A 12760-nucleotide genomic window follows, 5' to 3' on the forward strand; every position below is an offset into this window, starting at 1 on the left:
GCAGTTTTTTTATACCTTTAGGTTACTGCTCATCACCAAACAATCTGAACTTTCTGTGCTGATTTTTCATGCATAGGCTTGGGATAAGGCTTTCACCCCTGTTTGCAAAACTAAGATGTTCGGTTCCAATTTTAACTCAGTGTTAAGCTAAAGCCTTGAGCTTGTTTATTGTTGATACGTCACCATATCCTAGGGTAAGACTCCATCAGCACTGATAGAACAATCGCTTTAGCGCCCACCACATTCATCCGTGGGAGACAAATAAAGCCGTTGCTACAGGGCTGACACACGCAAAGAGGCGCTTAATTTATGGCTACACCATCCACATCATCTGTCATCCCATCGCAGGCTTTGCCCGCGGCTAAATCTCCCCTGGCGGAGATTCCCTTTTCACTGTTAGAGCTTGCCCCTGTTCGCTATGGCGCCAGTATCGGAGACACGCTACGCGCCAGCCTGCAATACGCTAAGGTAGCCGATGACTTAGGCTTTAATCGTTTCTGGTTTGCCGAGCACCACAATATGCCCGGTATCGCCAGCGCCGCGACATCAGTACTAATTGGCTTTATTGCCGAAAATACTAAACGCATTCGCGTCGGTGCGGGCGGGATTATGCTGCCCAACCATGCGCCATTAGTGGTTGCCGAACAGTTTGGTACGCTCGAGAGTCTTTATCCTGGGCGTATCGATTTAGGGCTTGGCCGCGCCCCAGGGAGCGATCAAATCACCAGCCGCGCCCTTAACCGCGATATGAGCCGCGCGGAGCAATTTCCCGCCGAGGTGAGCGAGTTACAAACCCTACTCGGCGACTACAATGGCCATCATCCCGTGAGAGCGATTCCCGGCGAAGGCACCCATGTACCGATTTGGCTACTCGGCTCGAGCCTGTTTAGCGCCCAGCTTGCGGCACAGCGCGGCTTACCCTATGTCTTTGCAGGGCATTTTGCGCCAAGGTTCCTCTACGATGCGATTGAGATTTACCGCCGCGACTTTAAGCCATCTAAGGTGTTGGATAAGCCCTATGTCATGCTTGGCCTGCCGCTTATCGCCGCAGAGACAGACGCCGAAGCCGAATACTTGAGTACCACCTCCAAGCAACGAGTACTTGCGCTAATCCGTGGTGAGGCGCTTTGGTTAAAACCGCCAGTGGAGAGCATGGATGGCTTGTGGAGCGAGCAGGAAAAAACCTATGTCGATAACTTCTTAGGCTTATCCGTCACCGGTGGCCCCACCACCATCAAGCACCGCTTAGAGATGATAGTGAAAGAACTAGGTGTCGATGAGTTTATCTTTACCAACGATTTGTATGATCAGGACAAACGTGAGCGAGCACTGCAAATCCTAATGGAGATTAAAGGCACTTAAGTGTTAAACCACCCCATAAAAAATCCCGCCTAAGCGGGATTTTTTATGGCTATTAACCTTTTAACACGGCATCGAAGCAGGCTTTAAGAATGCCCAGCCCCGCTCCAAGCTGCTCGTCTGGCACTGTCAATGGCACCAAAATCCGCAGCACGTTTCCGTAGGTGCCGCAGGAGAGGAGAATCAATCCTCGGTTTCTTGCCTCGGCTAAGATTTGAGCACAGTACTGAGGTGCAGGTTTGCCATCTTCCATTAATTCAATGGCGATCATCGCCCCTAGACCACGCACATCGGCAATTTGTGGATGTTCGACTTGCATTGTATTTAACGCCGACTTAATCCGCTCGCCAATCGCATTGGCACGCTCAAGCAGCTTTTCCTCTTCAAACACCTCAAGTACGGCAAGCGCCGCCGCACAGGCCAGCGGGTTACCGCCGTAGGTGCCGCCAAGGCCACCGGGGCCAATGGCATCCATGACTTCAGCTTTACCCGTAATACCTGAGAGTGGGAAGCCACCAGCAATGGATTTCGCAAAGGTGGTGATATCGGCACTCACGCCCATTTGCTCCATCGCGAAGAAGGTCCCGGTACGACCCGCACCCGTTTGCACTTCATCGGCAATCAACATAATGCCTTCACGGTCGCACAGTGCGCGTAAACGTTGCATAAAGGCTGGCGATGCGGCATAAAACCCGCCTTCGCCCTGCACAGGTTCGAGAATAATTGCGGCAATATCACTTGGCTCAGCATCATTTTTAAAGATGCGTTCGATAGACGCCATCGCATCATCATCGGACACGCCGTGTAGCACACAGGGAAACTCAGCGCGGAACACATTAGCCGACATTAATCCCATACCTTTGCTGTAAGGCGCAACCTTTCCCGTTAACGCCAGTGCCGCCATAGTGCGACCATGATAACCCGAGGTAAAGGCAATCACGCCCGCCCGCTTAGTGTATGCTCGAGCAACTTTAACTGCATTTTCAACCGCTTCTGAGCCGCTGGTAAATAAGGCTGTCTTCTTGGCAAAATCCCCCGGCACTAACTGATTCAGTTTTTCACAGACTTGAATATAGCTTTCATAACCCAGCACCATAAAACAGGTGTGGGAGAAGTCCTCAAGCTGCGCCGCAACAGCCGCCTTAACCTTAGGATGTAAATGCCCAGTGTTGAGCACAGCAATACCACCTGCAAAGTCGATAAACTCTCGACCTTCAACATCCCACACACTCGCGTTTTCAGCGCGGGCAGTAAAAATTGGGTGAATTTGACCCACTCCACCAGCTACAGCGGCTTGGCGACGTGCCATCAATGAATCATTAGTTGTGCTCATTTTGTGTTCCTTACTTGCATTCCCAACTTGCTGAAGTCGCATTGCCTGTCAAGCGTCAGTCACTTAAACAGACATACAGATATATTTGATTTCTAAATATTCTTCGATACCGAACTTAGAGCCTTCTCGGCCGAGCCCTGAGGATTTCATTCCGCCAAACGGCGCGACTTCGGTGGAGATCAACCCAGTGTTGACGCCTACCATGCCGTATTCCAATGCCTCGGCCACTTTCCACACTAAGGAGATATCACGGCCATAAAAATAAGCCGCTAACCCAAACTCGGTATCATTAGCTTGCTTAATCACATCGTCCACATCGGTAAACTTAAACAGCGGCGCCAGTGGGCCAAAGGTTTCTTCACGGGCCACGCGCATACTGCTATCGACATGTGTCAGTACCGTGGGCTCGAAGAAGTTGCCACCTAAGCTATGGGGCTTGCCGCCCGCAACCACCGTCGCCCCTTTGCTGAGCGCATCCTCAAGATGGCTCTGGACTTTTTCGACCGCCGCGCGATTGATAAGCGGTCCCGTAGTGACGCCTTCAGTAATGCCCTCACCGACCTTTAATTTGCCCACGGCAATACTGAGCTTGCGGGCAAATTCGTCATACACGCCCGCTTGGACATAAATGCGGTTAGCGCAGACACAGGTTTGCCCCGCATTGCGATACTTAGCGATCATGGCACCTTCAACCGCCGCATCGATATTGGCATCGTCGAATACGATAAATGGTGCGTTACCGCCTAATTCTAAAGATAATTTCTTCAGCGTCGGCGCGCATTGCTCCATCAACTTAATGCCCACTTGGGTCGAGCCGGTGAAAGACAACTTACGCACGACTGGGTTACTGCACATCTCATTACCAATGCCGATAGCATCACCAGTGATCACGCTGAACACTCCAGCGGGGATCCCGGCGCGCTCGGCAAGCACGGCCAAAGCTAATGCGGTAAAAGGCGTTTGCGGCGCAGGTTTCACCACCATAGTACAACCCGCCGCCAGTGCTGGCGCGGCTTTGCGGGTGATCATCGCCGCAGGAAAGTTCCAAGGGGTAATGGCCGCAGTCACGCCCACGGGCTGCTTGATCACCATGATACGTTTATCGCCCTGATGCCCAGGAATCGTATCGCCATAGACGCGTTTCGCTTCTTCGGCGAACCATTCGATAAAGGAGGCGGCGTAGGTGACTTCCCCCTTAGCTTCGGCAAGGGGTTTGCCCTGCTCAGTGGTCATCATTAACGCTAAGTCATCACTGTTTTCATTGAGTAATTCAAACCAGCGACGCAGCTTGGCACCACGCTCTTTTGCGGTAAGTGCTCGCCATGCAGGCAACGCCGCTTCAGCTGCCGCAATCGCCGCTTGCGTTTCGGCTTGCCCCATCACAGGGACGCTTGCGATCACCGCGCCCGTCGCGGGATTAGCGATAGCGACAGTTTCTTTTGACTGCGCATCGCACCACTGACCATTGATATAACATTGCTGACGCAGCAGACTCGGGTCTTTTAACAACACTGGAAATTCCTCTCGCTGCGAGGTAATGCCTTACCTCGTATAAAAAATTCAAATTAAATACCTAATTTGTCTCTTAGACTGTAATACCATGCCCCCAATGCACTAAAAGGCACACGTAAGGCGTGTCCGCCGGGGAAGGGATAATGGGGCAGCGCCGCAAAAGCATCGAAACGCTTGGCTTGACCATTGAGCATTTCGGCAATTAACTTGCCTGCCAAGTGGGTATAAGTAACGCCATGGCCGCTACAACCCTGTGAGTAATAGATATTTTTACCAATACGACCGACCTGTGGTAGACGCGATAAGGTCAATAAAAAGTTACCCGTCCAAGCATAATCAACCTTAACTCCTTTTAACTGTGGGAAGGTTTTGAGCATATTCGGGATAATCAGGGATTCAATATCCGCAGGATCGCGGGCACCATACACGACACCACCACCGTAGATCAGGCGCTTGTCGCCAGACAGCCTAAAATAATCAAGCAGATAGTTACAATCTTCGACGCAGTAGTCTTGGGGCAACAGACTTGCAGCCAGCTCTTCATCCAAGGGCTCTGTGGTGATCACTTGTGTACCGCAAGGCATAGACTTGGCTTGTAATTCTGGCATAAGTTTACCGAGGTAAGCGTTACCTGCCACCACCACAAACTTGGCTTTTACACTACCCTTAGCGGTGTGTACGACAGGACTATCGCCTTCATCGACCCGCAGCACCGCTGAGTCTTCAAAAATCTTGCCGCCGAGGGATTCTACTGCACGGGCTTCACCCAAGGCTAAATTCAGCGGGTGAATATGGCCGCCGCTCTTGTCCAACATACCGCCGACATAGCGCTCAGTATTTACCACAGTTCGAATGCCGTTTGCATCGAGCATCTCAAGCTTGCCAACATGACCATGGCTTTCCCATAACTGCTTTTGATGGCGTAAATGTCCCATCTGCTTTTCGTTCATCGCCGCAAATACGCCGCCATCTTTGAGATCGCAGTCAATGTTGTACTTAGCGATACGTTCACGGATGATGCGTCCGCCCTCGAAGGCCATTTGACCAAAGAGCTTGGCTTGTTCTTTGCCAACGGTTTTTTCAATGGTATCAATGTCACGGCTATAGCTGTTGACGATTTGTCCGCCATTACGCCCCGAGGCTCCCCAACCAATTCGCGCCGCTTCGAGCACCACCACACTAAAACCCGATTCGAGTAAATGCAGTGCGGCAGACAGGCCTGTATACCCCGCACCAATCACACAAACATCGGCTTCAATCGATTCCTGTAAACGCGCGCGCTCAACCTTATCGTTGGCCGATGCCGCATAATATGATCCAGTGTGAGGTATGGCTGACATGATGTTCCCTTGATTTTTATGTTCATTATTTTAAACAACTATCACATCCTACACCTTCAAATCGGGAAACACTAGCCATAAAAGCACAATAATTTACACAATGTTTGATATTTCAAACATTGTGTCCTTTATGTCTTAAACAGATTTGAAAATTGAGTGTAGAGGTACAGATAAGAAGACTTGGCGGGAAGAGAGAAGGATGGCCTTTGGTATTAAGGCCATCCTTTTTCACTCGAGATTTCGACTCAGTGCTTGCTCACTCTGCTCTTGAATCTCAGCACTGGAATCCCCGCTTATTTGTGTATGTTAGTACACGTTAGTTAAGCGGCATTCGTTCACGTTTTTCGGCGCGTCTTGCCATATACCACGACAGGAAGGCAATTAACGACACGCACAGAATGATAAGTGTTGCCAAGGCGTTGATCTTAGGCGATACCCCCAAGCGCACCGAGGAGAACACCACCATAGGTAAGGTCGTCGCACCGGGGCCTGAGGCAAAGCTTGCAATCACTAAGTCATCGAGTGACAGGCTAAAGGATAACAACCACCCCGCCACTAATGCCGGCGAAATCATAGGCACAGTGATCAGGAAGAAGGTCTTAAGCGGTGTTGCACCAAGATCCATTGCCGCCTCTTCGATTGACATGTCTAACTCACGCAATCTTGAAGACACCACCACAGCCACATAGGCCGCACAGAAGGTCGAATGGGCAATCCATACAGTCACCATGCCGCGCTCTTTCGGCCAACCTAAAAGATCTGCCAAATGCACAAATAGCAGCAGTAATGACAAACCCGTGATGACCTCTGGCATAACCAAGGGCGCTGTGATCATATTTGACAAAGTGAGCTTGGCCCATGAACGCTTAAACCGCGTCATCACAAAGGCAGCCATAGTGCCGATAATCACCGCCATAGTGGAGCTGTAAAACGCAATTCTTAGGCTGGTCCATACGGCATCGAGGATCTGCTGATCGGCAAATAGCTCGCCGTACCACTTAGGTGAAAAACCGCCCCACACTGTCACAAGCTTGGATTCGTTAAAAGAATAGATCACTAGAATCAGCATAGGCGCGTATAAAAAGAACAACCCAAACCACAGCATTACAGAAGAAAAACTCAGCTTTTTCATAGGTCTTTCTCCAAACTACGTGCTTGATAGCGATGGAATAAGGTAATAGGAATAATCAGTAGTGCCAGCATCACAATCGCCAGTGATGAGGCCATAGGCCAATCACGGTTATTGAAGAATTCCTGCCACAACACTTTACCTATCATTAACGAATCTGGACCGCCGAGCAGTTCAGGGATCACAAACTCGCCGACTGCCGGAATAAATACCAACATCGATCCAGCAATCACCCCACTTTTGGATAAAGGAAAAGTAATTTTCCAGAAAGTGTTAATCCGGCTTGATCCTAAATCCGAAGCAGCCTCAATCAAGCTCATATCTAACTTCACTAAGGTCGCATACAGCGGCAAGATCATAAAGGGCAAATAGGCATAGATAATCCCGATATAGACCGCGATATTGGTGTTCAAGATTTGCAATGGCTCAGAAATGACACCTAACCACATCAATGTGTTATTGATAATACCCGTGTTACTTAAGATCCCCATCCAGGCATAAACGCGGATTAAGAACGAGGTCCAAGAAGGTAGCATCACCAATAACAACAGCACAGTTTGCAACCTTGCTGGCGCACGGGCAATGGCATAGGCCATAGGATAACCAATGATCAAACAACCAATGGTTGAAATGAGCGCCATTTTTAATGAGCTGAGATACGCGGTGTAATACAGCGAATCATCTAGCAACATCAAATAGTTACCCAAATGCAGGAAGATATTTAGTACATCATCTGCATATTGAAAAGTCGCCTCATAGGGCGGAATTGAAATCGCCGCCGTAGAGAAACTAATTTTAAGGACAATGGCAAAGGGCAAGGCGAAGAACAGCAATAGCCAAGTATAAGGTAGACTTATCGTCCAGAAGCGTCCTTTAAGCCATTTAAGTTTGGACTTTATCTTCATGATCTTAACACCACGCCACTGGTGTCCTCCCAACTGATAAACACTTCATCATCCCAGGTTGCATGGTCGGCGCGGCGTTCACGGTTTGTCATACTGCATTGCACAATCTGACCATTTTCAAGGCGAATGTAGTACACCGAGATCCCACCTAAATAGGCTATATCATGCACTATGCCCTTAGCCCAGTTGTATTCACCTTCAGGTTGTTCACGGCTGATAATGGTTTTCTCTGGGCGGACAGCGAGCCATACGTGCTTTTCTTCAACACTGGTGGTTACCCCGTAACCCACATAGAAAGGCTGTACTAAATCATTGGGTTTAATGATGAGGTGGTCGACTTCGTCCACTTCAATCTCACCGCCAAAGAGGTTCACTGAACCGATAAATTCGGCAATCATGCGACTATTTGGACTCTCGTAGATATCCATAGGAGAGCCGGTTTGAGCTATCCAACCATCACTCATAATCGAGATCCGGCCCGCCATGGTCATGGCCTCTTCCTGATCATGGGTCACCATCACACAGGTCACACCAACACGTTCTAGGATTTCAACCACTTCCAACTGCATCTGAGTACGCAGTTTTTTATCTAGCGCACCCATGGGCTCGTCAAGCAATAATAATTTCGGACGTTTTGCCAAAGATCGAGCAAGGGCGACCCGTTGGCGCTGACCACCAGAAAGCTGATGCGGTTTACGTTTCCCGTATTGCTCCATATGTACCAACTTGAGCATTTCCTGTACGCGTTGCTCAATTTCAGCTTTCGGTAATTTGTCTTGCTTTAAACCAAAGGCGATATTTTGTGCCACTGTCATATGGGGAAATAGCGCATAGGATTGGAACATCATATTGATCGGACGTTCATAAGGCGGTAGATCGGTAATATCTTCACCATCGAGAAAAATCCGCCCAGAGGTCGGTCTTTCGAACCCCGCGAGCATACGCAACAAGGTAGACTTACCCGAGCCTGAGCCTCCAAGTAAGGCAAAAATTTCGCCTTTATTGATCGTCAATGATACGTCGTCAACTGCACGCACATCATCAAACAGCTTACTGACCCGCTCAATCTTAAGCAGGACTTTTTCTTGCGTCTTTGTAGTGGGTTTATTGGTGACGCCCGAGGTGCTTGCCATAGTACTTCTCCACCCGAGTATTGATGTGATAACACATTCAACACTTGAGATTTACACAATGAATTAATGAATAGAGATTTAATCTTGAAGACTTAATGTCCAAAGGAGCAGCCATTGTCTTGTTTATCAAAAGGGGCAAGCTGTGCTTGCCCCATGTCGATTATTGGCCAGATTTCACTTTGGTCCAGACGCGAGTTAATACACGTTGGATTTTCAATGGACGAATTTCGCCAATATACAATTTATCTAATACTTCTTTTGGTGGATAAATCGCTGGGTCATTGCGAATCGCTTCATCGACTAAGGGCTGTGCAGGATCGTTAGGATTTGCGTAAGCCACATAGTTAGAGATAGGTGCAATCACCTCAGGGCGAAGTAAGTAGTTGATAAGCTTGTGAGCATTTTCCACGTTAGTGGCGTCTGCTGGGATGGCTAACATATCAAACCACAGGTTGGCGCCTTCTTTAGGAATAGAGTAACCAATCTTATTGCCATTACCCGCTTCATCGGCGCGGGCAGCAGCTTGGAACACATCACCAGAGAAACCATAAGCCACGCAAATATCACCATTGGCGAGATCAGAGATATAACGTGATGAATGGAAATACGTCACATAGGGACGAATCTTTTCGAGTAACTCACCGGCTTTTTCGTAATCTTCGGCCTTAGTACTGTTAGGATCGAGCCCAAGATAAATCATCGCCTGTGGCACCATATCATCGGCCGAATCTAACATGGCAAAGCCACATTTAGAGATTTTTTCAGCATATTTTGGGTTAAAGATCAGCTCCATAGAATTTAATGGTGCATCTTCACCCACAGCCGCTTTCACTTTATTGATGTTGTAACCAATACCATTCGTTCCCCAGAGATAAGGGACTGCATATTGATTACCTGGATCGGCCTTCTCTAACAGCTTCATCAGGTCAGCATTGAGGTTTTTAAAATTGGTGAGTTTAGAGCGGTCTAGTGGCTTGAATGCACCGGCCTTAATCTGTTTAGCGAGGAAATGGTTAGATGGGACAACGATGTCATAGCCGCTGCGACCAGATAATAACTTAGCTTCGACGACTTCGTTGCTATCAAACACATCGTAAATCACCCGAATCCCAGTTTCCTTTTTGAAGTTTTCTAAGGTGTCTTCTGCAATATAATCAGACCAATTATATACACGCACAACTTCTTCAGCTTGAGCAGCTACGCTGGCAAGTGATCCTGCGGTTACTAGCGCCAAAGTCGTCATCTTATTAAATAGCTTCATGCTTTCTCCTTTCTCGGGTAGCAGAATTGCCTTTAACAATTCTGAAATTGTGTCACCGACCATCTGCTCGGTTATTGTTGTTATTCTCGACCAATGCTACACCTTAAAAACCGCATCGGCAGTCTCTACAGCACCATAATGCCTTCATCTCTAGGTCGCTGCAATGAATGGGATTATCAGATTTCATGCCAAATTTATCTATATCTATATTTGCATTAACAAGCATAAAAATAGACTAGTTATCGTAACACCATACATCTTGCAATATTAAGGCAAATGCCTCAAGCCCCTAGGGAAACCGCTGCAACCATCTTACAAAGTTATTAACTAACAGCCAGTTAAAACCAAACTTACAGGTTCAACTTTATGTATTTACTCTTAGGACCCAAGCACCGCACACAGAGACACTAAATGAATGAGCACTCAAAAGAGCAGATAAATCTTCCCTTTATCCAAAGTAAGCACTTAAGGTTAAAAGCACTCTGCACCAAAGTTAAGCAAGCAACCCAAAATGGTGCAGAGAGTTTTTAATCACTGTTTGAATGTTCTCATTGTCAGGCGTTAGAATCCGTTAACAACATGGCAACATTGAACAAAAACAGTGCAACCTATGTAAAACATTTTATACACTGAGTAATAAAAATTCTCGCTCCCACGAACTCACCACTCTGCGGAAATTTTCAAGCTCGGCCTGTTTGACGGCCACAAAGCCCGTGGTAAAGGACTCACCTAAATATTCCTTACAGGCATCACTTTCTTCCATCGCGGCTAACGCCTCTTCCAAGGTTAATGGTAAGCAGTGTGGGTTATTGCTCCGGCTTTCATTGGATTTACCTTGAACGGGTGTGGAGGGTTTAAGTCCCTCGACCATACCGATATAACCACAGAGTAAACTCGCAGCAATGGCTAAGTAGCAGTTAGCATCCGCACCAGGAATGCGGTTTTCAATACGACGATTTTGAGGTGAAGATTCCGGAATACGTAAACCACAGGTCCTATTTTCAACACCCCATTCCAAGTTAACGGGCGCAGAGGTTCCCGGTAAGAATCGACGGAATGAGTTAGCATTTGGCGCCATCAAAGGTAGGAGTTCAGGAATAAATTTCTGTAGCCCTGCGATATAACTCAAAAACAACGCACTTTGCGTACCATCTTCGTTGGTAAATATATTTTTACCGGTTTCTTTGTTAATCACACTTTGATGAATATGCATAGCACTACCCGGCTCATCGGTTACGGGTTTTGCCATAAAGGTAGCGCAAACATTATGCTTTAATGCCGCTTCACGTAGAGTGCGCTTAAACACAAATACCTGATCCGCCAATGATAACGGGTTACCGTGACTGAAGTTAATCTCCATCTGTGCTGGGCCATCTTCATGGATAAGCGTATCAATATCTAAACCCTGAATTTCGCACCAGTCATACATATCTTCAAACAGAGGATCGTATTCGTTGGCGGCATCAATTGAAAAAGACTGACGCCCCGCTTCCGGTCTGCCTGAGCGGCCAATAGGCGGCTTGAGGGGTAAATCGTGATCATCGCTGCGGCTGGTCAAGTAAAACTCCATCTCAGGTGCAATAACAGGCTCCCAGCCTTTTTCATCATAAAGAGACAACACTTTTTTCAAGACGTTACGAGGTGATAATTCGATAGGATTGCCCATTCTGTCGTAACAATCGTGGATCACCTGTGCCGTAGCTTCAATCGTCCAAGGCAGCATAAATACTGCATTTTCATCGGGAACGCAGACAAAATCGATATCGGCATCATCGAGCAAACTGTAATAGATATCATCGTCGACAAAGTCACCGGTGACGGTTTGCAGCAACACGCTTTCGGGTAAGCGCATACCTTTTTCATCGAGAAATTTATCTACTGGGGCAATTTTGCCACGGGCGATACCAGTCATATCGCTGATAACACATTCGACTTCTGTGATTTTTCGTTCTTTTAAAAAAGCGATTAGCTTATTCATTTTATTTCACTCGAGTTGTAGCCCTACGACGACACGCATCGCCAAAGGCATTGAATATTGAGAGGTAAAATGGGTTTTCACTTACTTTCCATTCAGGATGCCATTGCACACCGAGGGCAAATTCAGTGGCATCGATCACGGAGAAAGCCTCCACAAGACCATCAGGAGCACAAGCTTCTGGCCGCAACCCCATCCCAAGGCGCTCCACGCCTTGAGTATGCACAGAGTTAACCTCTGCAGAGTTACGGCCCCAAGCCTCGTAAATGACCCCCCCAGGCTCCACAGTAATACTGTGGGATGGCCCATATTGCACCTCTAACGAGGCCTCTTTATCTTCTCTATGTTCAATAAAACCGCCCACTTCGTGTAACTTCTGGTGCAGACTGCCACCAAAAGCCACGTTCATTTCTTGAAAACCGCGACAAATCCCAAGCACGGGGACTCCCGCAGCAATGGCAGCTCGAATAAGTGGTAGTGTCGTAGCGTCTCGCTTAGGATCGTGGTGAGTACCCGCTTCACTCGGTACCCCCGCATAAAGGTGTGGCTCAACGTTAGAGGGCGAACCCGTAAACAGAATACCGTCAAGTCTTGCCAGAATGGCTTCGATAGGTTGGTCCGCGCCTAAGGATGGGATCACAAGTGGCCACCCCTTAGCACCATTTACCACACCTAATAGGTATTTTTCGCCAACAATATTAAAAGGGTGTGAACCCAATCGTTGGTTACACGCAATAACACCAATAAGGGGTAACAGGGTAGACATAACTCACCTTCCAAGCATTTATTCACGAGTACAATGAACAAGTTAAT

10 protein-coding genes are annotated in these 12760 nt (G+C 47.9%); 1 reads left to right on the top strand and 9 read right to left on the bottom strand.

All coding sequences use genetic code 11. The features are described 5' to 3' along the window. Window positions 1-309: 309 nt before the first annotated feature. The gene (locus IEY09_RS02610) at window positions 310-1362 is read left to right on the top strand and encodes an LLM class flavin-dependent oxidoreductase (protein WP_229777655.1); all 1053 of its coding nucleotides are present in this window, start codon (window positions 310-312) and stop codon (window positions 1360-1362) included. Between the two features lie 52 nt (window positions 1363-1414). Here IEY09_RS02610 and gabT read toward each other — a convergent pair whose 3' ends face one another. The 9 genes from gabT to IEY09_RS02655 all read right to left on the bottom strand — a co-directional run bounded on the left by gabT (window position 1415) and on the right by IEY09_RS02655 (window position 12713). Then, on the bottom strand, window positions 1415-2692 hold the full coding sequence (gabT, locus tag IEY09_RS02615; protein WP_188869716.1) for a 4-aminobutyrate--2-oxoglutarate transaminase: 1278 nt from the start codon (window positions 2690-2692) through the stop codon (window positions 1415-1417). Between the two features lie 63 nt (window positions 2693-2755). Continuing rightward, window positions 2756-4204, bottom strand: coding sequence for an NADP-dependent succinate-semialdehyde dehydrogenase (gene gabD, locus IEY09_RS02620; protein WP_069454466.1), 1449 nt, complete (start codon window positions 4202-4204; stop codon window positions 2756-2758). A gap of 53 nt (window positions 4205-4257) precedes the next feature. Beyond that, window positions 4258-5544 (bottom strand): NAD(P)/FAD-dependent oxidoreductase, encoded by a 1287-nt coding sequence (locus IEY09_RS02625; RefSeq protein ID WP_055648534.1) that lies wholly within the window; start codon window positions 5542-5544, stop codon window positions 4258-4260. Window positions 5545-5860: 316 nt separating this feature from the next. Next, window positions 5861-6676: an ABC transporter permease subunit gene (locus IEY09_RS02630; RefSeq protein WP_037415420.1), complete on the bottom strand. Its 816-nt coding sequence runs from the start codon at window positions 6674-6676 to the stop codon at window positions 5861-5863. After that, window positions 6673-7578 (bottom strand): ABC transporter permease subunit, encoded by a 906-nt coding sequence (locus IEY09_RS02635; RefSeq protein ID WP_037415417.1) that lies wholly within the window; start codon window positions 7576-7578, stop codon window positions 6673-6675. Before IEY09_RS02635 ends, IEY09_RS02630 begins: the two co-directional genes overlap by 4 nt. After that, on the bottom strand, window positions 7575-8711 hold the full coding sequence (gene potA / locus IEY09_RS02640) for a polyamine ABC transporter ATP-binding protein (protein ID WP_037428537.1): 1137 nt from the start codon (window positions 8709-8711) through the stop codon (window positions 7575-7577). Before potA ends, IEY09_RS02635 begins: the two co-directional genes overlap by 4 nt. 160 nt (window positions 8712-8871) lie before the next feature. Further along, a complete protein-coding gene (locus IEY09_RS02645; protein ID WP_037415411.1) occupies window positions 8872-9972 on the bottom strand; it encodes a polyamine ABC transporter substrate-binding protein in 1101 nt (366 codons plus the stop codon). A 622-nt stretch (window positions 9973-10594) separates the two neighbouring features. Further along, window positions 10595-11950, bottom strand: a complete 1356-nt coding sequence (locus tag IEY09_RS02650) for a glutamine synthetase family protein (RefSeq protein ID WP_037415407.1) — start codon at window positions 11948-11950, stop codon at window positions 10595-10597. Window position 11951: 1 nt separating this feature from the next. Next, entirely contained in the window at window positions 11952-12713 is a 762-nt protein-coding gene (locus IEY09_RS02655; protein ID WP_037415404.1) for a gamma-glutamyl-gamma-aminobutyrate hydrolase family protein, read from the bottom strand. Window positions 12714-12760: the final 47 nt, after the last annotated feature.

The organism is Shewanella xiamenensis (assembly GCF_014647135.1).
GTDB classification, from domain to species: Bacteria; Pseudomonadota; Gammaproteobacteria; order Enterobacterales; family Shewanellaceae; genus Shewanella; species Shewanella xiamenensis.

What these genes read in the sequence shown, in the direction of transcription:
- potA (WP_037428537.1), bottom strand. Translation starts at nt 8,711, where the DNA reads ATGGCAAGCACCTCGGGCGTCACCAATAAACCCACTACAAAGACGCAA.
- IEY09_RS02650 (WP_037415407.1), bottom strand. Translation starts at nt 11,950, where the DNA reads ATGAATAAGCTAATCGCTTTTTTAAAAGAACGAAAAATCACAGAAGTC.
- IEY09_RS02635 (WP_037415417.1), bottom strand. Translation starts at nt 7,578, where the DNA reads ATGAAGATAAAGTCCAAACTTAAATGGCTTAAAGGACGCTTCTGGACG.
- IEY09_RS02655 (WP_037415404.1), bottom strand. Translation starts at nt 12,713, where the DNA reads ATGTCTACCCTGTTACCCCTTATTGGTGTTATTGCGTGTAACCAACGA.
- IEY09_RS02630 (WP_037415420.1), bottom strand. Translation starts at nt 6,676, where the DNA reads ATGAAAAAGCTGAGTTTTTCTTCTGTAATGCTGTGGTTTGGGTTGTTC.
- IEY09_RS02610 (WP_229777655.1), top strand. Translation starts at nt 310, where the DNA reads ATGGCTACACCATCCACATCATCTGTCATCCCATCGCAGGCTTTGCCC.
- IEY09_RS02625 (WP_055648534.1), bottom strand. Translation starts at nt 5,544, where the DNA reads ATGTCAGCCATACCTCACACTGGATCATATTATGCGGCATCGGCCAAC.
- gabT (WP_188869716.1), bottom strand. Translation starts at nt 2,692, where the DNA reads ATGAGCACAACTAATGATTCATTGATGGCACGTCGCCAAGCCGCTGTA.
- IEY09_RS02645 (WP_037415411.1), bottom strand. Translation starts at nt 9,972, where the DNA reads ATGAAGCTATTTAATAAGATGACGACTTTGGCGCTAGTAACCGCAGGA.